Raw genomic sequence first — 22,304 nt, forward strand, 5'->3', positions numbered from 1 at the left:
GTGACCTCCTTCTTTTGATTTTCCGCTTTCCCAAGGTCCAAATTCGCTACAGCCCGAAAGGATAGGTCTCGGGAAGGCCTGTCCCCGCATGTTCCGGCCCAAGCGGCGTCACGGCACTGGTTTCATCGAACCAGACGAAAGCATCGAACTGGCGGGCGAGCGAGGCGTCCGCATAATGGCTGTGGAGCTCGGTTTCGGGCCGGTAGATGACGCCGATAAAGCGTTCCAGCCGGCGCTCCAGAAGCCGTTCGCGCAGCGTGTCGTCGCGCTCGAAATCGAGCAGGAAAGGCGAGACGCCGCTGTCGTGGCAAAGCCGCTCATAGCTGTCGTTGTGGGAAGGCCGAACCGGTTTCACTTCCATGTCGCCGTCCCAGTCGGTGGCGGCGGCCACCGTCCCGGAATGCGTACTGAGCCCGATCAAGGCAACCTCGTCGCCAAAACGCTGGCGGCAGAGCTGGCCGATATTCAGTTCGTCCCTGACGATCCCCATTTCGGTATAGCGGGCATCGCCGATATGGGAATTATGTGCCCACACCACCGCCTTGGCATTCGGGCCGCGGGCCTGCAGCAGGTGCTCCAGCGTTTCGAACATGTGGGTGTCGCGCAGGTTCCAGGATTGCGCGCCGCCATAATACATGGTGCGGTAATAACGCTCGGCGGAGGCGACCAGGCGGGCGTTCTGGGTGGCGTCGAGGAAATCGATACCGTCCTGCTGCGCATAGTCGAGCTCTCTGGAAAGCAGTTCCCGGCATTGCTCGAGCACGGCCTTCTCGCATTTCTGGTAACCGGAGGTGAGTGCGACACGGCCATAGGTGGCCGGGTCGTTCTGCCACGGCGTCAGGCAGCCATAGCGTTCGCGCGCGATCCTCGCCGCCTGCGGATCGACCCGGTCGAGATATTGCAGGACCGCCGCAATCGATCCGCCCATATTGTAGATGTCCAGGCCATAGAATCCGGCCCGCCGGGAGGATTTGCTGATCCGCTCATTACGCACTCGCATCCAGTCGACGAACGCCGCGACGTCGGTGTTGCGCCACATCCAGGTGGGAAAGCGCTGGAACGGCGGCGCGGCGCCCGGCCGCCGCGGCCGATGGCGGACATAACGGTCGATCGCCGCGGCATCGGGCCAGTCGGCCTCGACCGCGACGATGGTGAAGCCATGCTTCTCGATCAGCCTGCGAGTGATCGCGGCGCGCGCGCGGTAGAACTCCGACGTGCCGTGGCTGGCTTCGCCGAGCAAGACGACGCGGCGGTCGGCAAACCGGTCGAACAGCGCACCGAAGGCCGGATCGTCGAAATCCGGAAGCGGCTCGGCGGCGGCCGCGATCATCTGCGGCAGGCTGCTCCTGCGCTGATGCCGGTGCGGAAGCTCGGCCGCTATCTGGCTGTCGCTGCCTGGCTCGCCCCAACCTTGCTCGCCGATCAGCGGAACAAACCGCACGCCGCCGAAATCCTCCTCGGTGTAAGTTGCTGCGCCGGTCCGGGTGACCTTGAGCAGACGCTGCGAGTCGAATTCGTCGCCGACCGGGATGACAAGCCGGCCGGCGACGTCGAGCTGTTCCTGCAGAGCGAGAGGTGCGCCGGGTCCGGCGGCCGCAACCAGGATCGCATCGAAGGGTGCCGCCTCTGGCCAGCCCTTGGTGCCATCGCCGGTGCGGACTTCGATATTATCGTAGCCGAGCTTTTTGAACCGTTGCCTCGCCGTTTCAGCTAACGCGGCGTGGCGCTCGATCGTGTAGACGCGTTCGACGATACGGCTCATCACGGCAGCCGCATAGCCTGATCCGGTGCCGACCTCGAGGACGTGGTCACCGGCTCCGACCTCCGCCATTTCGATCATGAACGCAACGATATAGGGCTGCGATATCGTCTGACCTTCGGCGATCGGCAGCGGCCCGTCCTCATAGGCGAATTCTTCGAAACCAGGCTCGACGAAAGCCTCGCGCGGGACCTCGCGCATCGCTAGAAGGACATTGCGGTCGCGAATGCCACGGCGGCTCAGGTGGATATCGACCATTTGGTTGCGGGCATGGGAGAGATCGAGCATCTTTCTGCTCCTCCTAGGGCTTCCGCTGCAATCGCCCAAGCTACTCAACGGCACTTCGGCCGGCTCATATCTCAGGGCCTCGGCGGTCCCCTTGGATTCAAGCAATGCGGTGCATCTTCCTAACCGTTGGCAAGCCCCGAGGTTCCCCAAAAGACCGACCCGCTTTTGTCTGGCGAGGCGCGTTGCAGGATCGACAAGCGGGCGCCGGCCGCGCCGCCCAAACTTATTTCGAGGCAAATCCTTTCTCCGACGCGACGCCACTCCAGATAACGACGGACGAGGGTATTCCGGAGGCATTTCCATGAACGACGAGGCCCGCACCGCTGCGCATACAACCGGCCTTGACCAGATCGATCTGATGGACCGCTACTGGCGCGCCGCGAACTACATCTCGGTTGGCCAGATCTATCTGCTCGACAATCCGCTCTTGCGCGAGCCCTTGCGGCCCGAGCACATCAAGCCGCGGCTGCTCGGCCATTGGGGCACGACGCCCGGCCTCAATTTCATCTATGTGCATCTGAACCGGATCATCCGTGAACGTGGTCTCGATGTCCTGTTCATCTGCGGTCCGGGTCACGGCGGCCCGGCAATGGTCGCGAACACCTGGCTCGAGGGCACCTACAGCGAAATCTATCCCGAGGTCGGCGGGGACGAAGACGGCCTGCGAAAGCTGTTCCGGCAATTCTCGTTTCCCGGCGGAGTGCCGAGCCACGCCGCTCCGGAGACGCCCGGCTCGATCCACGAAGGCGGAGAACTCGGCTATGCGCTGGTCCATGCCTTCGGCGCCGCCTTCGACAATCCAAACCTTGTCGTTGCCTGCGTCGTCGGCGACGGCGAAGCCGAGACCGGCCCGCTCGCCGCGGCCTGGCATTCCAACAAGTTCCTGAACCCGGCATCCGATGGTGCCGTCCTGCCGATCCTGCATCTCAACGGCTACAAGATCGCCAACCCGACGATCCTCGGCCGCATGGAAGACGAGGCGTTGCGCAGCCTGTTCCTCGGCTATGGCTACGAAATCTTTTTTGTCGAAGGTCATGAACCTGCCGCGATGCATCGCGAGATGGCCCGCACGCTCGATACGGTGCTCGACCGGGTCCACTCCATCCAGGAGCCGGCACGAGCCGCGGGCTGGAAGGGAGACCGGCCGCTGTGGCCGATGATCGTGCTGCGCAGCCCAAAGGGCTGGACCGGGCCGAAAGAGGTCGACGGCAGACGAGTCGAGGATTTCTGGCGTTCGCACCAGGTGCCGGTGTCGAATGCACGCGGCGATGCGGCGCACCGCCAGATCCTGGAAGACTGGATGCGCAGTTACGAGCCGGAAAAACTGTTCGACAAAGGCGGCCATCTCCTGGCGGAGCTCGCGGCGCTAGCGCCAACAGGACCAAGACGAATGGGCGCAATCCCCTACGCCAATGGCGGCCTGCTGAAACAGGACCTGGTGCTGCCCGAGTGGAGAGGCCTGGCGCTCGACGTACAGCGTCCCGGCGGCGCTGTCGGAGAGGCGACGCGGACCGTGGGAAGCTATCTTCGCGACGTGATCCGCTTGAACGCCGATGCCAGGAATTTCCGGCTGATGGGACCGGACGAGACGTCCTCCAACCGCCTCGACGACGTGTTCGAGGTTACGGACCGGGTCTGGATGGAGCGGATCGAGCCCTACGACGTCCATCTTTCCCGTGACGGTCGCGTCATGGAAGTGCTCAGCGAGCATCTTTGCCAAGGCTGGCTGGAGGGCTATCTGCTGACCGGCCGCCATGGCCTGTTCTCGTGCTATGAGGCGTTCGTCCACATCGTCGATTCCATGGTCAACCAACATGCCAAATGGCTGAAGACCTCCGGCGAGCTTGCCTGGCGCAAGCCGATCGCCTCACTCAACTACCTGCTGACCTCGCATGTCTGGCGGCAGGATCATAACGGCTTCAGCCATCAGGACCCGGGCTTTGCCGATTTCGTCGCCAACAAGAAGGCCGACACGGTCAGGCTCTATTTCCCGCCCGACGCCAACACGCTGCTGTGGATCACCGACCATTGCCTGAAAACCTACAACCGCATCAACGTCATCGTCGCCGGCAAGCAGCCGGCGCCGCAATGGCTGTCGGCCGAGGACGCGGAAGCGCACTGCCAGGCCGGCGCCGGCATCTGGGAATGGGCCGGGACGGTTGCCAAGGGCGAAGAACCGGATGTGGTCCTGGCTTGCGCCGGCGACGTGCCGACACTGGAGGCGCTTGCCGCAGCCGACATCCTGCGCTCGGGCATTCCGGACCTGAAGATCCGCGTCGTCAATGTCGTCGACCTGATGATCTTGCAGTCGAATTCCGAGCATCCGCATGGCTTTGCCGACGACAGATTCGACGCACTGTTCACCAGGGCCAAGCCGGTCATCTTCGCCTATCACGGCTACCCCTATCTCATTCACCGTCTGACCTACCGGCGCGCCAATCACGACAACATGCATGTGCACGGCTTTCGCGAGGAAGGCACGACGACGACGCCGTTCGACATGGTCGTGCTCAACCAGCTCGACCGCTATCATCTGGCGCTCGCTGCGATCGCGCGCGTGCCGGGGCTGGCCGAGCGGGCGAAGGAGCTTGCCGCGGCGCTGCATGGGAAATTGGCTGAGCATACGGCCTATGTCCGCGAACATGGCGAGGACATGCCCGAGATCCAGAAATGGTCCTGGCCGCAGGACGGCGCGACGAGGGCCGGCGATTGATGCGACGATCGATCCTTGCGTTGAATGCCGGCTCGTCCAGCATCAAGTTCGGACTTTACGACCTTGCAGCGTCCGCCGAGCCGGATCTTGCCTCGCGCGGTTCGCTGGATCTGGGCGATGCGCCAAGGCTGACCGCGAAAGCCGCCGATGGGGAGCTGCAGTGCGATCGGCCACTTACCGCGGACGCATCACGCGACATGGGCCTCGGCCAGATGCTGCAGTGGATCGAGAACGAACTTGGCGGAAGGAAGTTGATCGCCGCCGGCCATCGCATCGTCCATGGCGGACGCGAGTTCGTCGAACCTGTCCGCCTGACGCCGACAGTTATCGAGGCTCTCGACAGGCTGACCCCGCTTGCGCCATTGCACCAGCCACGCAGCCTCGCACCAATCCGGGCGCTTGCCGCGCTGCGGCCCGACCTGCCGCAGGTCGGATGCTTCGACACGGCCTTCCATCGGACCATCGAGCCTCTGGTCAGCCGTTTTGCGCTGCCGCGCCGCTACGAGGCGGACGGCATCCACCGCTACGGCTTTCACGGGCTTTCCTACGAATATGTTGCCGGCCGGCTCAAGCAGATATCGCCCGATCTGGCGGCGAAAAGAACCATCGTCGCCCATCTCGGCAACGGGGCGAGCCTGTGCGCCATGCGCGACGGGCGAAGCGTCGATACGACGATGGGCTTTTCGGCGCTTGATGGCCTGGTCATGGGCACACGCTGCGGCGCCATCGATCCGGGCGTGCTTTTGTACCTGCTGCTGGAAAGAGGCGTTTCCGGAGAGGCGCTGCAAGACATGCTCTACGAGGAATCCGGCCTGCTCGGCGTGTCCGGCATTTCCGGCGACATGCGCACGCTGGAGGCCAGCGACGACCGCCGGGCCCGCGAAGCGGTGGAGCTTTTCGCCTTCCGCGCCGCCAGGGAAGTTGCCGCCCTCGCCAACACGCTGGGCGGGCTGGAATGCCTGGTGTTCACCGGCGGCATCGGCGAGCACTCGGCCACGGCCCGTAAAGCGATTTGCGACAGGCTTGACTGGCTCGGCGTGGCGATCGACGAGGCCGCCAACAGCTCTCATGCCGCGCTGATGAGCCAGGCGGAGAGCAAAGTGGAAGTCCGCATCGTCGCGACCGACGAGGAAGGTGTGATCGCCCGCCACACGCGCAAGGTGATGGAGGGGCCCGGCTGAGGCGGATGGCCTCGGCTCAGCTCGAATGGCTCTGCTCGACCAGATGGTATTTGTACCGGTCGCGAATATGCGCGTTGAAGAACCGGCCCTTCGACGAGGCTTTGCGGAATGCCGCGTGGACCTGCGGCGGCACGTCCTCGTAATCATAGCGGTTTCCGCTCGGGACGAACCATACGGAGAGTACCCTCGTCGCCGGCTGGTAATCGATGCTTCTGATCGCAGTTGAAGGCATTCTCAACAGGTCCAATCCACGCCGTCGTGTGAATAACCCTGCACGGAGAGCGAGGTTCCTTCCTGCCGAAGTAGCCTTGCCGCTACGGGCCGGCTTCACCAAATACGGTTGATGCCACCGCTCAAGACATCGGCTGCAGCCCGCCAGGGCGATCTCTTTGCCGCCGCCGACGACCTGCCGGAAGGATTCCGCTACCAGCCCGAACTGATCACGCCGGACGAGGAGGCAGCGTTGGCGAGCCAGCTCGCAACCCTGCCTTTTCAGCCCTTCGACTTCTATGGCCATCTGGCAAACCGGCGGGTGGTCGGTTTTGGGCAGCGTTATGATTACGACCGGGGCGAAGTCGTCGAGGCACCGCCGATACCCGGCTTTCTGCTGCCGCTCAGGGAAAAGGTTGCAGCCTTTGCCCGCTTGCCCGCCGAAACCTTCGTGCAGGTGCTGATCAACGAGTACCGGCCGGGCGCCGGTATCGGCTGGCACCGCGACAAGCCTCATTTCGAGGCGGTCGCCGGCGTTTCGCTGCTGGCCGCCTGCAGCTTCCGCCTGCGCCGGAAAAACGGCACGCGATGGGACCGCAAGACGGTCACCGTCGATCCAAGATCGGCCTATCTGATGACGGGTGCTGCGCGCAACGAATGGGAGCACAGCATTCCGCCGGTTGCCGAGCACCGCTATTCGATCACGTTGCGCACGCTGCGGCCGCAACGCGCTTAAAGCAGAGCGGGAGCAAGCCCGAGCACTGCCCTTAAGAACTGGGCTGAAACAAATTCATCCGTCGCCATGCCGACCGGCAAACTCCGCCAGCATGGCGCGCTGGCCTTTCAGGATCTTGAGGTTGGCTTCAGGCAGGGAGAACCAGCCCGCTCTGTCGACTTCGGCAAATTCCTTCATCGAGCCGGACCTTGGCGGCCATTCCATGACGAAGGTGTTGCTGTTGATGGCGTCGCTGTCGAAATCCGCCTCGACGCACCATGCGATGACGAGCTTGCCGCCCGGCTGCCTGTAGCTGCCAAGGTGTTCGAAAACGCCATCGATGGCGACGCCTAGCTCCTCTTCGGCCTCGCGTTTTGCTGCCGCCAGGTCGTCCTCGTTCTCGTCGACCAAGCCCTTCGGGATCGACCATGCGCCGTCGTCCTTCTTCGCCCAGAATGGTCCGCCCGGATGCACCAGCAAGACCTGGAGATGTCCTTCCCTTCGGCGAAAGATGAGCAATCCTGCGCTGCGTTGGGCCATCCCGCTATTCCCCTGACGAAACTGAAACGAACGTCCGGGCCGGCATATGGAACAGCCTGCCATGGCGGAACGATTTCGGCTCGCAGCCGTTCCGTCCGTTCGACAAATGAGTGATCGACATGGCGACGCCGCGAGCTGCCTGGAAGGGCTTTATGAAAGTCGGATCGGTTTCCTGTGGCGTCAAGATCATCGGCGCCGTCAGCGAGGCCGAGAAAGTGCATTTCAGGATCCTGAACCGCAAGGACGGTCTCCCGGTCAAGAGCGCTTATATCGACGAGGAGACCGGCGACACGGTCGAGGCGGCGGAGCAGGTAAAAGGCTATGAGGTCGAAAAGGGCGAGTTCATCCATATAGAGCCGGACGAAATCAAGAAACTGAAGATGGTATCGCAGCATACGCTCGAGATCGGCGAGTTCGTGCCCGCCGCCGAAATCGACGCACGCTACCTCGAAAAACCCTATTATCTGGTTCCGGCCGACGCGCCCTCCACGGAGGCTTTCGCGGTGATCCGGGACGCCATGGCCAGGAAGAAAGTGGCAGCCCGCTCCTGCGTCGTGCTGTACCAGCGTGGCCGAGAGGTGCTGATCCAGCCGCTTGGCAAGGGCATGGTAATGACGGAACTACGCAACCACAATGAAGTGGTCGCGGCGGACGCGGTGTTCGAAGGGCTGAAGGCTCGCAAGGTCGATCCCGAGATGCTGGAAATCGCGCAACTGCTGATCGACAAGAAGCCGGCCAAATTCGACCCGTCGAAGTTCGAAGACACTTATGAACAGGCGCTGGTTGCGATGATCGACGCCAAGCGCAAGGGCAAGAAACCGCCCAAGCCGGCACCCGAGCCGAGGACGAACGTCGTCAATCTCGCCGATGTTCTGCGCAAGAGCCTGGCGCAGGAGGGCGGCAAGGCTCCGAACAAAAGTCCGAGGGCGGCGGCGAAACGCAAATCGGCCTGAATGTCCGAAAGCAGATCGAACGGAACCGAAAACACTCGCGCGCATTTAGATGACGTAGCAATCCGTCGGCAATCCAAGCGGAGCGGGGGACTGGTGGACGTCGTTGAACTAAGGACTGGCGGAATCCCGCAAGTTTCTTCCGCCGATCTGATGCAGGCGTTGCCTGTGGCTGTCTACACCACCGACAGACAGGGCTACATCACCTTCTTCAACGAAGCCGCTGCCGATCTCTGGGGACATCGTCCGATGCTTGGCCAGGACCGCTGGTGCGGTTCATGGAAGCTTCGCCACCTTGATGGGCGACCGATGGCGCATGACGAATGTCCGATGGCCGTTGCCTTGCTGGAGGAGCGGGACGTTCGTGGGGGCCGGGCGATCGCCGAGCGGCCGGACGGCCAGTTCATCCCGTTCAGCGCGCACCCGGTCCTGCTTCGCAATGTGTGCGGTGAGGTCGTCGGCGCTATCAACACCCTGCTCGACCTGCGCACCCAGGCGCTGGCTGACGACGCCGGCATGAGGCTCGCTGCCATCGTCGAATCCTCGATGGACGCGATCGTGTCGAAAGACCTGAACGGCATTATCACCAGTTGGAACGACGCGGCACAACGCCTGTTCGGCTACACGCCCGCCGAGGCGATCGGGCGCCCGGTGACGATCCTCATCCCGCCCGACCACCTGGATGAGGAAGCCATGATCATCAGCCGCATTCGCGCCGGCGAACGGATTCCTTCATACGAGACTATCCGGCAGCGCAAGGATGGCACCCTGGTACCGGTTTCGCTCACCATCTCGCCGATACGCGACGGCATTGGGCGTATCATCGGCGCCTCCAAGATCGCGCGCGACATCAGCCCGCACAAGGAGAGCGAACGGCGCATCCGCACACTCATGCGCGAAGTGAACCACCGCGTCAAAAACCAATATTCGGTGATCGTCTCGATGATCCGCGAGACCAGCAAGCTGGCGGGGACGCCAGAGGCTTTCCTTTCACAGGTCCGGGAACGCATCATGGCGCTATCGGAATCGCACGATCTGCTGGTCGATGCCGAATGGCGTGGGGCGACTATCGGCGAACTGATCCATGCCCAGACCAAGGCCTTCGCGACACAGGCCCGTCTGTCGATGAGCGGGCCGATGATCATGCTGCAGCCGAACGCGGTGCAATATCTCGGCATTGCCTTTCACGAGCTGGCCACGAATTCGGTAAAGCACGGAGCGCTGTCGCACCATGACGGACGGGTCGAGGCCGAATGGACCGTGACGCCAGCCGCCGACGGCAGCGATGGCTTCCGCTTTGTCTGGCGGGAACTGGACGGGCCATTGGTGGATGAAAACACGCGACGCGGGTTCGGAACGGTTGTGCTCAAACGCGTCACGCCGCAGGCGCTCAGCGGCACCGGCCGCCTGGAATTCGCCAGGCACGGCATCAGCTGGACGCTGGAAGCGCCGCTGCGCTTCGTGCAGATGTCGACGGCTGGCATCGCGGCTGATTGAAGGCAGCTACACCGGCCGCGGCTTGGCGGCCGTGTGGCAGCACAATCCCCATGGAGGCAATCAGGAGGAGCAGCGATGAGTTGGCTGGGCATCTGGCAAAACCAGTACGGGTCGGTGGTCGAACTGACCAGCGAAGAGGGCGGACGGATCAACGGAACCTTCAGGACGGCGCTGGAGGACAGCGCATTTTTCGGCATGACGTTGCCGCTGTTGGGAGCCTGCCATGGAGATGTCATCGGCTTCACTTGCGCGGCCGAAGGGCGGGTCGGAGCCGCAGCGGTGAGCTATACCGGCATTCTCAGGGATGGGAAGCTGGAGATGCTGTGGCACACCGTTGCGGATGCCGCTTTGTCGGCGGAAAAGGAAGGTGCCCCGGCCCGAGCCAGGAAACTGCCCGCCTGGCGCGCCTTTGGAACCAGCCTCGACAGTTTTGAACGCGTGTCCTGACGCGTCGCGCCCGCCGCTCACAAGTGAGGCAGCAGGGTCCCGCGGCGCGTAGGAACTCGCACCGACGATGGCGCGTTGGTGCGCCAGGACATGCTCTGTTCGTTACGGGGTCGACCCAATGAGCGTGCTTTATCGCGCAGCGAAAATCGCCGAACAGGCTCATGCCGGGCAGACGGACAAGACAGGGCGGCCATATATCGAACATTGCCGCCGGCTCGTCGATGCCGTCGAAACGCTCGACCAGAAAGCTATCGCCTATCTTCACGACGTCATCGAAAAAGGCGACGGCTGGAACCGCGACCGGCTTGAGGCGGCCGGGTTCGGGCCGTCCATCGTGTCTGCCGTCGACGCCATGACGCGGCTGCCGAACGAGGACGATGCCGCGTTCGTTCGCAGGGCTGCGGCCAACCCGCTGGCGTTGCCTGTCAAGCGCGCCGATCTTGCCGACAATCTATGGCAGGCACGGCAGATCGGGGCCTCGACGGCGAAATACGAAGACGGCCTGCGCATCCTCAGAGAAGAGTTCGCGAGCTGACGGACCGCTGGCGGCTGTCGCCGATGTGGGTCTACTCGGTGACGTGCGGCGTGTGTCGCTTGTCTTCCGCGGGATCGGCGTCGATCCGCGCCCTGCCGGGATCGAACGCACCGTGGCGGGCGATCGCCAATGCCGGGGTGTCGGGCGTCTCGTAGGCCCACATGAAGTCTTCTGCCGACGAACCGACCGCATGAACACGCCAATAGCTTGCCGTGCCCTTCAGCGGGCCGTGGCTCGTCGTGTTCGTCTTCTCCAAGAGGTCGAAATAGATGTCCTCGAAGGGTATGTAGAAAACAGGATCATGGCCGTCTTCATAGAGCACCTTTGCCCGCTCGCTCGACGCAATAATGGCGTCGGAGAACCGGACGGTCACGGTTCCATCGAACGGGACAATCCTGAGCGGGCCTGGGCGGGGGGCGGAATCTGCGGCTAAGGACTGCATTCGACTTCTCCGTTGACTGCGCTGCTTTTCCGAAACGTGTTGTTGCCCGTCAGGGTTCCAGACCGCCGGCGCGCCGAGCCCGGATGGTGGAACGGTTCTGCAAGGTCGTCGTTGTTTCAGACCTCCGCACGCGCCATAATCGCAATGGCCGCCACTCACCGACTCAACAGCAAATGGATAACATGCTGGATCGATCGCCTACCCTTCCAAGGTCGCTTGGCGCTGCGCTGCGAAGGGAAGTGCCGCGGTTTACGGCACCCGGCAATGAAATTTCGTGCACCACGGTCGCATCCTACAACGTGCATAAATGCGTCGGCACCGACGGCAGGTTCGATCCGGAGCGGGTCGCGGCCGTGGTTAAGGAACTCGACGCCGACATCATTGCTTTGCAGGAGGCCGACGAAAGAACCGGAAGCAGGCAGGGTTTGCTGGATCTCGCAGCGCTCGAGCGGGACAGCGACCTCGTCCCCACCCATGTCCCGGAAAACCGCCGCAGCCATGGCTGGCACGGAAATCTGATCCTGGCACGCCGCGGCGTGGTCGAAAGCGTGAACCAGATCCGGCTGCCCGGCCTCGAGCCGCGCGGTGCGGTTATCGCGGACCTGGAACTGAAGGGCGTCTCGCTCAGGATCATAGCCGCACATTTCGGCTTGCTGCGGCGGTCGCGCTCGCAGCAGGCCAACGCGCTGGTCGAAGCCACGCACCCGGTTCTGCGGCCAACAATCCTGCTCGGCGACCTCAACGAATGGCGCGTCCGCAACAGGTCTTCGCTGCTGGCCCTGCTGCCGCATTTCGGTCCGATCGATGCGGTTCTGCCGAGCTTTCCGTCGCGCTTTCCGCTGTTTGCGCTCGACCGCATCCTGGCCAGGCCGCCGCACCTGATTTCCAGCATCGAGGTGCACAAGACGCCGCTAGCGCAGCGGGCTTCCGATCATCTGCCGATCAAGGCCCGGCTGAACCTGGACGCGATACGGCAGCCGCGGCTGCAACCAGAATGAACCTGAAGGGTTGTTAGTCAGATTTCAGACGGTTTGCTTCGCTGATGTTTATCGGTGCACTTCATGGATACAGCCATCTCGCGGTTTGCCCGGGACAAGATCGCTGCCGGCAATAGCGGGCTGCTGCTGATCGCCGACAATTATGACGCGTTTGCCGCGCGAATCCTTGCCGCGCGCAGTGCCACAAGCAGCCTCGACCTGATGTACTATCTCTGGCACGACGACCATAGCGGCCGGCTGCTGATGCAGGAGGTCGTCAAGGCGGCGGAGCGCGGTGTCCGCGTCCGCATGCTGCTGGACGATATCAATCCGCGCAACAGCGACGCTGCTTACCTGGCGCTCAACAGCTACAAGAACATCGAGCTGAGGCTGTTCAACCCCAGCGGCATGAGGAACGGCAGCATCTTTCGCTCGCTGGAGATGGTCGCCCGGCTGTTTGCGATGACCCGCCGCATGCACAACAAGGCCTGGATCGCCGATGAGGGCTTGGCCATCGTCGGCGGAAGAAATATCGGCGATGCCTATTTCGACGCTGCGGAGACGAATTTTCGCGATCTCGACCTGTTGCTTCTCGGTCCTGCCGTAGGGCAGACGATGCAGATATTCGAGGCGTTCTGGAATTGCGAGGCGGCAAAGCCGATCCAGCTGCTCAACCCGGCTGCGGTGGGCTCGCGCGCCGATTTCCTCGACAATCTCGACGCGACCGCGGACGGCCAGCTTTTGAACAGCCTCAGTGCCTGGCGCACGATCACGGAGTTCATTGCAGCGCACAGCGACGTCTGCTGGACCAAAGGCGTTCGTGTCATTTCCGATCCGCCGGAAAAGGTGCGCGGCAAAAGGCGCAGGAACTGGCTGACGAAAGAGCTGCTTCCCGCTATCGCGGCGACCAGGCAGCGCCTCGAAATTGTCTCGCCCTATTTCATCCCCAGCCGCACCGGGTTGGCCATCCTGTCGAAGCTGGTGGATCGTGGCGCCGAGGTTGCAATCCTGACCAACTCGCTCGCCGCGACGGACGTCGCCGCCGTGCACGGCGCCTATGCCAAATGCCGCCGCAAGCTGCTTAAAAAAGGTATCCAGCTTTTCGAATTGCAGCCCTTCGACCGCCAGGCCAACATTTCCGTTTTCGGTTCAAAGGGAGCCAGCCTCCACACCAAGGCCTTCACGGTCGACGATACGCTCGGGTTTGTCGGCTCCTTCAATTTCGATCCGCGTTCGGTGTCGTTGAATGCGGAAATGGGCGTGCTTTTCCATGATACCAATCTGGTGATGGAGTTGCGCCGGCTGTTCGAGCACGAAAAGTCACCGCAGACGAGCTATCAGCTGGTCCTGGACAAAGGCGCCTTGCGGTGGCTCGGCATGGCGGATGGCGAGATGCGGCAATATTCGCGTGAACCGGAGGCCAGTCTCTATCGGCGCATCGTTGCAGCGCTGGTTGGGTGCCTGCCGATCGAATCGCAGTTGTAGAAGCGACGGATTTGTCGGAACGCAACTCTTTGTCGGAACGGAACTCGGGGATCACGAGTTGTAACCCGTGTCCGGAGCATGCCGATGAAGACCACGATATACAGTTTTCTTGCTGAGCTCTTGCCGTTCTGGATGGCGCATAAACGCAAAATGCGCGCGGACCGCGCCGCCGAGTGGCCGGCACGACCGGCTGCTGCGGATGACGATGTTCGGCCGTCAGGCGATCCTAATCGAGCAGCACCGGCGCGGCGGCGCAACACGTCCTAAGGGCAGAATGATCCCGCTCCAACTGTCTGGCTAGCCGCATTTCCGCGACGCCGATAATCCCATTTGGCTGCAGAAGCTCTAGCCCTTAGGGCGATCACGCTATCGTCAAGTATCGCTATTCGAAATCCGGCGTTGCCAAGCATCCATTTTGCAGCACGTACGTTAATGTGCACTACAGGTTGCCGCTATAGGTGAGCGCCATGAGTGATAGTGCGATAGAATTCTTGCAGGACTGGATCCACGAAAACGTTCATGTGCCGCCGCCTCCGATCAAGCTTGAAAGGGAGGCGGAAATCCTCGCCAGGGAATGCAAGGAAGAGGCTGCCGATGCCGGCGTACCCATCGAAGACATCGAGGAAGAGGTCGGCGACCTCAAGGACCTGCTCGTCGCCAAGCTTGAAGACGCAGCCGAGGACGAGGCCCGGCAACTCAATGGCCACGGCCAAAAGATTTCTACGCTGGCGGCCGGGCAAAAGCGGGCCGTATGAGGCCGGTCCGAGCGCAGGCAAGGCATCACGAGGTGCGCCGCTTCGGCCTATTGTCCGATCATGTCGTCGACCTCGCCATGGCACGTCTCGCAGGCGACGCCTTTAGCGATATGGATCGAATGATTGAAATAGACGAAGTCGGGGACACTGTTCACCCGCTGCCACTGCAATGGCTGCCCGGAGGCAAGGCTTGCCCGTACCGGCGCCAGCATGTTCGCGTTGGTGAAAGCTGCGAATGGCAGGTCATGCACACCTCGGTCGCCGGCAGACCCGCCGATGACGAAGTCTCGACGCCGCTATGGCAATAACGGCAATCGAGGCCAAGCTCGCCGACATGGTGCCTGTGGCTGAACGGCACTGGTTGCGCCAACGGCCGGCCAACGCCGGTGACGAAGTCCGAACGCAGGATGGCGGTGCCGCCGAGAGCCGCAAAGATCGCCATGAAACACGCGCCCCACAGAGCGAAACGTGAAATGCCGTTGGCGCTCCTTGAAAAGACCTGCGGCATTCCCTCGCCGATTTCGCATCCAGCAAACCGTATTCACCCCCCAAAACCCCTAACTGCGGCTGCGTGGGTAAGTTCCGGCTGGAGCAGCGGAGATCACAGAATGGTTACCCCGCCCTGGCCCATCAGGTCGGGCTGACCGGAAACCATCGACCCCTCCATACGTTCGGATGAGGTCACGTTCTGTTTCACCCGGATAAGCATCATGACCATCCCCGACTCCCATCCCATTCGCCGCCGGTCCGGCGTTGCCTTCTGGTGGACGATGTTCGTCGGCGCGCTGCTGACGATCCTCGGCCTGCTGATCGGAGGGGGCGGTGCCTGGCTGATCGCGCTGGGCGGATCCTGGTACTATCTGCCCGCCGGGATCGCCCTGCTGGCCGCCGGCAGCCTGCTGCTTGCCGGCAATACCGCCGGTGTATGGCTTTACGTCCTGATCTGGCTGGCGACCCTTGCACCCGGCGGCCACCATTTCATGGAGACCAGGATCGGCGACGACATCATTGCCTACGCACTGCCAAAAAGCTGACGCCGGACGATGACGGCTTCGCGGGACGCTTCCATCCTGATCGTCGGCGCCGGCCCGACCGGGCTGACGGCGGCAGTCGAACTGGCAAGGCGCGGCATTGCACCTCGCATCATCGACCGCAAGGAAGGCCCGACGCCGCTCGCCAAGGCGGTCGGCATCAGTTCGCACAGCCTCGACATCCTTGAACCGTCCAAAGTCGCTGGCCGGTTGCTCGCCGAAGGATTGAAAATTCGCCGAGCCCGTTTCTACTTCGAAGGACGAGCGCTCGGCGAGATCGATTTCTCGATCCTGCCGCACCGCCATAATTTTCTGCTGTCATTGCCGCAGCGCGACACCGAATCGCTGATGACCGACACGGTCAAGGGATTTGGCGTCGACGTCGAATGGCGAAGCACATTTATCGGCATGGCCGAGCACAAAGGCCGGGTCGAGGTGCGGATCGAGGCGCCAGACGGCCGTGACGAGGCAAGTTTCGACCTTGTCTTCGGAGCCGACGGTGCGCAAAGCACGGTGCGTGATGCCATCGGCATCGGCTTCGATGGCTACACGCATCGGCGGCAATGGAGCATTGCCGACGCCGACATCGACGATTGGCCCTATGAGCCGATGGCCGCCCACGCATTTCTTCACAGGAACGGCGACGTCGGTTTTATCATCCCGATCGGCGAGAAGCGCTATCGCGCGGTTTCAAACAGCGAGGATGCGTTGGCGCGCATCCCCGGCAATTACCGGATCACGCGGTTGTTGCGGGCCGACCGCTTCCATATTCCGGTACGACAGGCGCCGCGCTATCAAACCGCATGCGTCTTCCTGGGAGGCGATGCCGCGCATGTGCATTCGCCGTTGGGGGCGCGCGGCATGAATCTCGGCATCGAGGACGCCGCGTCATTCGCCAGGCGTTTCGTCGACGGCACGCTTGCCGGCTACACAAGCGAACGCCACCCGGTGGGGCAACGGTGGATCACGCTCAGCGAGCGCATCCTCTCGGTGGCCCAATCGGACAACGGCATCATGCAAGGCGTCAGAAACGCGGCCTTCAGCGTCGTCGGCCATCTGCCGCTGCTGCAACGGCCGCTGCTGGAGCGTGTCGCCGGGCTCAAGGAATGACGTGGTCGCATAAACCTTTTCGCCGGACATGCGTTGTTGGGTTTCAAGCCAGGGAGATGACCATGCAGATGAAATCGGAAGTCGCCGGCGAGGCCGCCAAGCAACGGCACATCCAGCGCCGGATCGACGAGAAGGACAAGTCCAAATCCAATGGCAGGCAAAAAGGCGCCATGCAGGCGGGCGCCCGCAAATATCCCGAGCCGCCCTTCCCCGAGCAGCACCAGCCGAAGCCGGGGCATGAATGGGCGATCGAGCCGGCGCCGCTTTACGATGCGCCGTACTATATCGGATCGAAAAAGCTCGACGGCAAAGTGGCCGTCATTACCGGCGGCGATTCAGGCATCGGCCGTGCGGTGGCCGTGCTCTATGCGCGTGAAGGCGCCGATGTGGCGATCGTCTATCTCTCGGAGGATAGGGACGCCAGAGATACCAAAAGGGCCGTCGAAGCGGAAGGCCGGCGCTGCATCCTGATCAAGGCGGACGTCAGCGAACGCAACCACTGCCACAACGCGGTGGCTGAGATCGTGCAGGAGTTTGGGCGGATCGACGTGCTGGTCAACAACGCCGCTTTCCAGATCCACTCCAGCGATTTCAGCGAGCTGACCGAGGAGCATTTCGACACGACGCTGAAGACCAACCTCTACGGCTATTTCCACATGGCGCAGGAGGCCGTGCCGCACATGAAACCCGGTTCGGCGATCATCAATACCGGTTCAGTGACCGGCATCGAGGGCTCGAAGCAACTGGTCGATTACTCCATGACCAAGGGCGGCATTCATGCCTTCACCCGCGCGCTCTCGGGCAACCTTGTCGAGAAGGGCATAAGGGTCAACGCCGTGGCGCCAGGCCCGGTTTGGACGCCGCTCAACCCCTCGGACAAGGAAGCCGGCGATGTTTCGAAATTTGGCGCTGACACGCCGATGAAACGGCCGGCCCAGCCGGAGGAGATCGCGCCGGCCTACGTGTTCCTCGCCTCGCCGCACTGCTCGAGCTACATCACCGGCGAGATATTGCCGATCGTGGGCGGCTATTGACGGCATGTATTTCATTGCCCTGGCCACTGACTATGACGGCACGCTGGCGCATGAAGGGATCGTTGCCGAGAAGACGCTTGCGGCGCTTGAACGGTTCAAGAAGAGCGGCCGCAAACTCATTCTCGTCACCGGGCGCGAGCTGCCCGACCTCAAGCGCGTCTTTCCCGAAGTCGCGATTTTCGACAAGGTGGTCGCCGAAAACGGCGCGCTGATCTACACGCCGGCCAGCGAGGAGGAGCGGACGATATCTCCGCCGCCCGCCCCCGAGTTCATCGCCAAACTCAGGAAACGCGGTGTCAAACCGCTTTCGGTCGGACGCTCGATCGTCGCAACCTGGGAACCGCATCAGGCTACCGCGCTCGAGGTCATCAAGAAATTGGGGCTGGAGCTGGAAATCATCTTCAACAAGGGCGCGGTGATGATCCTGCCCAGCGGCATCAACAAGGCGACCGGGCTGACAGCTGCGCTTCAGGACCTCAGATTGTCGCCGCACAACGTCGTCGGTGTCGGCGACGCCGAAAACGACCACGCCTTCCTGCGCGCCTGCGGCTTCAGCGTCGCCGTCGACAACGCACTGCCGGCAGTCAAGGATATGGCGGATCTCGTGACACGCGGCGCGCGCGGAAAAGGCGTCGAGGAACTGATCGCCAAGGTGGTCGAGCGCGATCGCGAGCTTGTGCCGAACCGCGACGGCATTCTGCTTGGCTCGGAGGATGGCAAGGAGGTGTATCTGTCGCCAACCGATACGGTGCTGATCGCCGGCAGCTCCGGCATCGGCAAATCGACCCTGGCGACCGCACTGACGGAGCGCTTCGTCGAGAGAAAGTTCCAGTTCTGCATCTTCGATCCGGAAGGCGACTATGACGGCCTCGAAGGCGCCGTCCGGCTGGGCGACGGCTCGAACGCGCCGACGAAGACGCAACTGCTCGATCTCCTGGGGAAGCCGGACAACAATCTGGTCGTCAATGGCCTGGCGCTGCGCGTTAACGAGCGGCCGGACTTCTTTGCCGACCTGCTGCCGGGCCTTGGCGGTGTTCGCTTCCGCACGGCACGACCACACTGGCTGATCATCGACGAGGCGCATCACCTCTTGCCGAAGCGGCGCGACGACACGCCAATGGTGCTGGCCATGGAATTGCCGGGCACGATCCTGATCACGGTTCATCCGGACGCGATCTCAACCGAGGCATTGCGGCTGGTCACCGCCGTCATCGCACTCGGCCCCAAGGCGAAAAAGGTCATCAAGACGTTCTGTCACGAGACCGGCACCGAACCGCCAAAGGACAAGGACCTGAACTCTCCAAAAGACGAGCGCGTGCTGTTCTGGCGGCCGCAGGCGTGCAAGAAACCTGCCATGGTCGAGCCGATCGAACCGCGGCAGTCGCTCAAGCGCCACAGCCGCAAATATGCCGAGGGCCAGCTCGACGAGAAGGGCAGCTTCTATTTCCGCGGCCCCGACAATGCGATGAACCTCCGCGCCCATAATCTGATGATTTTCGCCCAGATCGCCGAGGGCATCGACGACAGGACCTGGGAACATCATCTGCGCGCCGGCGACTATTCCGAATGGTTTCGCCACCAGATCAGGGACAAGGAACTGGCGCGCGAGACCGCTGAAGCGGAGAAAGACGGCACACTTTCGGCGCAGGAGAGCCGCAACCACATCCTGGACGCAGTGCGCCGCCGCTATACCGCGCCCGCCACCGCGCCAAAGGAATAGCTGCAACGGCGCCCCGCCGTGGAACCTCATCCGCCAAACGAGATTGTGTTCTATCGGGCGCCAGATCCATTCAATGCCGAATAATGCCCCGGAAGGAGACGATGGATGAGCAGCGACCGGGACAAGAATGGTCCTGTCTTTTCGGCGGAGCAGGCGCGGCAGGGCGAGATCGTTCTGCGGACGCGGGCGCGCCGGATCATTTTCATCGCCGGCCTGGTGGGTCTCGTCTTGCTGGCATTGCTGGTGTGGTGGATTTGAATTCCTGACGGGCTGGAGCAAGATCATGAAATCACAGCTTGTTGCCGAAAGCGCCGGACAGAGAACGTTCGTCGTTGTGCTTGATCCCGGCGAAGAGGCGTTTGCGCAGCTGACGTCATTTGCGGTCGACCGTGGCGTCGGCGGCGCGTCGCTGACCGCGCTCGGCGCTTTCGAAAGTGCAACCGTCGGCTGGTTCGACCCTGGAGAAAGGACCTACCGGAAAATCCCCGTCCGGGAACAGTGTGAAGTGCTGAGCGCGATCGGCGATGTTGCCATCGGCGACGACGGCAGGCCCAGCTTGCACGTCCACGCAGTCCTTGGATTGAGTGACGGCACCACGAGGGGCGGTCATCTGCTGGACGGCATCGTGCGGCCGACGCTCGAGGTCACATTGGTGGAGACGCCTGGCCATCTGCGCCGCAGGCACCGTCCCGAACTCGGCGTCGCCCTGATCGACTTGGAGGCTTGATCCGAGCCGATCACTTCGTTGATTTGACTGCGGCCGTTTCGGGTACGACCTCCCAACCGAAGACGCTGCGGCCGCCGAGCAGATGCGATTGCTCGAACTCCCCGGCGACTATTTCCTTCAGGCTTGGGCCGGTGACATAGCGCTCGACCTGCCTCGACTGGTCGTCCAGCCGCCGCAACGCGCCGATCTCTTCGTCACGGCCGAGCCTGGCCTTCTGGACAGCCGACTTCAGCACGCCGATCGTCTCGTCATAGACCTTCAGCGGCACGGGGAACGGGTGCCTGTCCTTACCGCCATGCGCCAGCGAGAAGCGGCCGGGATCGGAAAATCGGCACGGCGCGCCATGCACCACTTCGGCGACGAGCGCCAGCGCCCGCACTGTGCGCGCGCCGACATTGGGCACCAGGAGAAGCCCGGCGAAATCTGTCGGGCCGCGCTCGGCCGCCGCGGCGATGTTGCCGTGCAGGCGGCGCATGACGACATCGCTTTCGCGTACATCGTGGTGCGCCGGCATCACCAGATGCGGCAGCAGCTTTTGTGCCGGCTCCGGCGCTGGCGCCGAACCCCGCTCCAAAGCGGCAAGCTCCCTCACGATGCGATCCGGTCCAAGGCCGTGCAGAAGGTCCAGTTGTCCCTGGCGCGACGCTTCGGCGCGGCGGTCGGTCAGGTTGACGATCTCGCCCTGATTGGCGCCCTCGATGGCAGCATGCGGCTGGTCGACAAAGCTCTTCAGGCCCTCGGACAGCCAGTGATAGCGGCGCGCCACCTTGCTGTCGCCGTTCATGCCTTGCTGCACCACCACCCAGTTGCCGTCATCGGTGACGATGAAGCCGTGCAGATAGAGATCGAAACCGTCCTGGACCGCGGCGCTGTCCACCTTGGCGACAAGCCGGCTGGCAGTCGCCAGGCCTTGCCCGTCGAGGCCGACACGCTCGCCGATCAGGGCAAGCTCGTGCGGGGTCTTGCGCGAATGCGCGCCGCGGCCGCCGCAAACGTGGATGCCGAGTTCGCCGGAAAGCGGCGACAGACCGCGCTTCAACGCTCCGACGACGCTGGTGGTGATGCCGGAGGAGTGCCAGTCCATCCCCATCACGGCGCCAAAGGACTGGAACCAGAACGGATGCGCCAGCCGGCGCAGCAATTCATCGCGGCCGTAATGGTGGATGATCGCCTCGCACATGACCGCGCCAAGCCGCGTCATGCGGTCGCCGAGCCATTTCGGCACGCGTCCGCCGTGAAGTGGGAGATCAGCACTTCCCGATCGCTGTGCCACGCTCTTTTGCTTGCTCCTTGAGTCCTGCCTCGACAGATAGGTATCGAAAGGGGTGTGGAGAAGCTATGGCCTGATTCAGGCCGCGATCGTTGCAAGCCGCCAGCTAGCGGGCAGGTTCGCTGAGGAGATCAAACTTCTGGATCTCGCAATGCTCGCCAACCGATGCCAGCAGATCCATTGGCGGTGCCCCAGTGTCGGGCCGCCTCCAACTGATCTCGAACGAGAACACAGGGTCCTTGAGATCTGGGCGCCTCTCTATCGCGACGAGGCGTGCCCGGTAGCCAAGCGGCCCGATCATCGTATCGAGTTCCTGTCGGGCTGCGGCCTTCCAGGTCAGTGCCAACTGGGCATGGTGTTCGCGCGACATTCGAAGGTCCACCCATTTCAGGACCAGCAAGGTGGCCAGCGTCAGCGCCGTGCCGGCCGCGCCCAAGCCGTATTGGCCACCACCGAAAGCCAATCCGATCGCCGTCATCACCCACAACGTGGCCGCCGTGGTGACGCCGCTGACAAGATTGCCGCGGCGAAGAATGGCGCCACCGCCGATAAAGCCGACGCCGGTCAACACGCCCAGCGGAAAGCGCAAGACGTCCATCGATGCAAACGAATCCGGGTGCTTGCCAACGGTCTCGAGCAGAATACTGGCCTGGATCATTGTGATGGCGGCGGCCAATCCGACCAGCACGGTGGTGCGTAGCCCCGCCGCGTGCCCGCGCGCCTCGCGGTTGAGGCCTATCAACAGGCCGGCGAGCGCGGTCAGAAGCAGTCGTGCCGCGATGTCCTGCCAGACCGGAACAACGAGGAGCATCGCGGTCACCCGTCAGGCCAAGCGCTGCTGGCCAGGAATAGCGCCATGGTCAAAGCGAACAAGGGCAAGAGCGTCTTCATCGCAAATTCTTTTCGTCGATAAGCAAC

At 62.9% G+C, this 22,304-nt stretch carries 22 protein-coding genes and 1 pseudogene; 16 read left to right on the forward strand and 7 right to left on the reverse strand.

The features are described 5' to 3' along the window. Nucleotides 1-46: 46 nt before the first annotated feature. A complete protein-coding gene (locus NKI72_RS17335) occupies nt 47-2,047 on the reverse strand; it encodes a protein-L-isoaspartate(D-aspartate) O-methyltransferase (RefSeq protein WP_352614276.1) in 2,001 nt (666 codons plus the stop codon). Between the two features lie 301 nt (nt 2,048-2,348). On the opposite strand from NKI72_RS17335, the gene NKI72_RS17340 reads away from it, so the two are divergent. After that, a complete protein-coding gene (locus tag NKI72_RS17340) occupies nt 2,349-4,760 on the forward strand; it encodes a phosphoketolase family protein (protein WP_352834195.1) in 2,412 nt (803 codons plus the stop codon). Further along, a complete protein-coding gene (locus NKI72_RS17345; protein ID WP_352614274.1) occupies nt 4,760-5,941 on the forward strand; it encodes an acetate/propionate family kinase in 1,182 nt (393 codons plus the stop codon). The genes NKI72_RS17340 and NKI72_RS17345 overlap by 1 nt, the downstream gene beginning before the upstream one ends. Nucleotides 5,942-5,957: 16 nt before the next feature. Here NKI72_RS17345 and NKI72_RS17350 read toward each other — a convergent pair whose 3' ends face one another. Further along, nucleotides 5,958-6,173, reverse strand: coding sequence for a KTSC domain-containing protein (locus NKI72_RS17350; protein ID WP_352473055.1), 216 nt, complete (start codon nt 6,171-6,173; stop codon nt 5,958-5,960). 111 nt (nt 6,174-6,284) lie between these two features. Here NKI72_RS17350 and NKI72_RS17355 point away from each other — a divergent pair, with 111 nt between their 5' ends. After that, nucleotides 6,285-6,887: an alpha-ketoglutarate-dependent dioxygenase AlkB gene (locus tag NKI72_RS17355; RefSeq protein WP_352473056.1), complete on the forward strand. Its 603-nt coding sequence runs from the start codon at nt 6,285-6,287 to the stop codon at nt 6,885-6,887. A 54-nt stretch (nt 6,888-6,941) separates the two neighbouring features. Here NKI72_RS17355 and NKI72_RS17360 read toward each other — a convergent pair whose 3' ends face one another. Next, the gene (locus NKI72_RS17360) at nt 6,942-7,406 is read right to left on the reverse strand and encodes an NUDIX hydrolase (protein ID WP_352501155.1); all 465 of its coding nucleotides are present in this window, start codon (nt 7,404-7,406) and stop codon (nt 6,942-6,944) included. A 119-nt stretch (nt 7,407-7,525) separates the two neighbouring features. Between NKI72_RS17360 and ku the strand changes: the two genes are divergently transcribed. The 4 genes from ku (at nt 7,526) to NKI72_RS17380 (ending at nt 10,835) form a co-directional block, all read left to right on the forward strand. Further along, nucleotides 7,526-8,359, forward strand: coding sequence for a non-homologous end joining protein Ku (ku, locus tag NKI72_RS17365; RefSeq protein ID WP_352539869.1), 834 nt, complete (start codon nt 7,526-7,528; stop codon nt 8,357-8,359). Nucleotides 8,360-8,509: 150 nt separating this feature from the next. Continuing rightward, nucleotides 8,510-9,853, forward strand: coding sequence for a PAS domain-containing HWE histidine kinase family protein (locus tag NKI72_RS17370; RefSeq protein ID WP_352834269.1), 1,344 nt, complete (start codon nt 8,510-8,512; stop codon nt 9,851-9,853). A 75-nt stretch (nt 9,854-9,928) separates the two neighbouring features. Then, nucleotides 9,929-10,300 carry an avidin/streptavidin family protein gene (locus NKI72_RS17375; protein ID WP_352473062.1) on the forward strand — a complete coding sequence of 124 codons (372 nt, stop codon included), beginning with the start codon at nt 9,929-9,931 and terminating at the stop codon, nt 10,298-10,300. 118 nt (nt 10,301-10,418) lie between these two features. Beyond that, nucleotides 10,419-10,835 carry an HD domain-containing protein gene (locus tag NKI72_RS17380; RefSeq protein ID WP_352473064.1) on the forward strand — a complete coding sequence of 139 codons (417 nt, stop codon included), beginning with the start codon at nt 10,419-10,421 and terminating at the stop codon, nt 10,833-10,835. Between the two features lie 31 nt (nt 10,836-10,866). Here NKI72_RS17380 and NKI72_RS17385 read toward each other — a convergent pair whose 3' ends face one another. After that, nucleotides 10,867-11,277: a DUF427 domain-containing protein gene (locus tag NKI72_RS17385; RefSeq protein WP_352473066.1), complete on the reverse strand. Its 411-nt coding sequence runs from the start codon at nt 11,275-11,277 to the stop codon at nt 10,867-10,869. Between the two features lie 182 nt (nt 11,278-11,459). Between NKI72_RS17385 and NKI72_RS17390 the strand changes: the two genes are divergently transcribed. The 3 genes from NKI72_RS17390 to NKI72_RS17400 all read left to right on the forward strand — a co-directional run bounded on the left by NKI72_RS17390 (nt 11,460) and on the right by NKI72_RS17400 (nt 14,494). Further along, nucleotides 11,460-12,275, forward strand: coding sequence for an endonuclease/exonuclease/phosphatase family protein (locus tag NKI72_RS17390; protein ID WP_302893445.1), 816 nt, complete (start codon nt 11,460-11,462; stop codon nt 12,273-12,275). 63 nt (nt 12,276-12,338) lie between these two features. Further along, nucleotides 12,339-13,739 carry a phospholipase D family protein gene (locus tag NKI72_RS17395; protein WP_352834198.1) on the forward strand — a complete coding sequence of 467 codons (1,401 nt, stop codon included), beginning with the start codon at nt 12,339-12,341 and terminating at the stop codon, nt 13,737-13,739. Between the two features lie 467 nt (nt 13,740-14,206). After that, nucleotides 14,207-14,494, forward strand: coding sequence for a hypothetical protein (locus NKI72_RS17400; protein WP_352449563.1), 288 nt, complete (start codon nt 14,207-14,209; stop codon nt 14,492-14,494). Nucleotides 14,495-14,553: 59 nt separating this feature from the next. Here the strand turns inward: NKI72_RS17400 and NKI72_RS17405 are convergent. Then, nucleotides 14,554-14,936 (reverse strand): annotated as a pseudogene (locus tag NKI72_RS17405) (cytochrome c3 family protein); the annotation flags it as partial. A gap of 268 nt (nt 14,937-15,204) precedes the next feature. Here NKI72_RS17405 and NKI72_RS17410 point away from each other — a divergent pair. From NKI72_RS17410 to NKI72_RS17435, 6 genes are all read left to right on the forward strand, one after another. Beyond that, nucleotides 15,205-15,528: a hypothetical protein gene (locus tag NKI72_RS17410; protein ID WP_352834204.1), complete on the forward strand. Its 324-nt coding sequence runs from the start codon at nt 15,205-15,207 to the stop codon at nt 15,526-15,528. 9 nt (nt 15,529-15,537) lie between these two features. Further along, nucleotides 15,538-16,635 (forward strand): FAD-dependent oxidoreductase, encoded by a 1,098-nt coding sequence (locus tag NKI72_RS17415; RefSeq protein ID WP_352850357.1) that lies wholly within the window; start codon nt 15,538-15,540, stop codon nt 16,633-16,635. A gap of 62 nt (nt 16,636-16,697) precedes the next feature. Then, nucleotides 16,698-17,669 carry an SDR family oxidoreductase gene (locus NKI72_RS17420; RefSeq protein ID WP_352473074.1) on the forward strand — a complete coding sequence of 324 codons (972 nt, stop codon included), beginning with the start codon at nt 16,698-16,700 and terminating at the stop codon, nt 17,667-17,669. A 4-nt stretch (nt 17,670-17,673) separates the two neighbouring features. Continuing rightward, nucleotides 17,674-19,389, forward strand: a complete 1,716-nt coding sequence (locus NKI72_RS17425; RefSeq protein WP_352834210.1) for an HAD family hydrolase — start codon at nt 17,674-17,676, stop codon at nt 19,387-19,389. A gap of 105 nt (nt 19,390-19,494) precedes the next feature. After that, nucleotides 19,495-19,647: a peptide ABC transporter permease gene (locus tag NKI72_RS17430; protein ID WP_352834211.1), complete on the forward strand. Its 153-nt coding sequence runs from the start codon at nt 19,495-19,497 to the stop codon at nt 19,645-19,647. 25 nt (nt 19,648-19,672) lie between these two features. Further along, nucleotides 19,673-20,116: a PPC domain-containing DNA-binding protein gene (locus NKI72_RS17435; RefSeq protein ID WP_023677099.1), complete on the forward strand. Its 444-nt coding sequence runs from the start codon at nt 19,673-19,675 to the stop codon at nt 20,114-20,116. A gap of 10 nt (nt 20,117-20,126) precedes the next feature. On the opposite strand, the gene NKI72_RS17440 is transcribed toward NKI72_RS17435, so the two are convergent. Together NKI72_RS17440 and NKI72_RS17445 are read right to left on the reverse strand one after the other, a co-directional pair. Then, a complete protein-coding gene (locus tag NKI72_RS17440) occupies nt 20,127-21,389 on the reverse strand; it encodes a DUF763 domain-containing protein (protein WP_352769225.1) in 1,263 nt (420 codons plus the stop codon). A gap of 103 nt (nt 21,390-21,492) precedes the next feature. Continuing rightward, nucleotides 21,493-22,197: an MgtC/SapB family protein gene (locus NKI72_RS17445; protein WP_352771063.1), complete on the reverse strand. Its 705-nt coding sequence runs from the start codon at nt 22,195-22,197 to the stop codon at nt 21,493-21,495. Nucleotides 22,198-22,304 lie beyond the last annotated feature (107 nt).

The organism is Mesorhizobium sp. M0437 (genome assembly GCF_040321335.1).
In the GTDB taxonomy this organism is placed as follows: Bacteria; Pseudomonadota; Alphaproteobacteria; order Rhizobiales; family Rhizobiaceae; genus Mesorhizobium.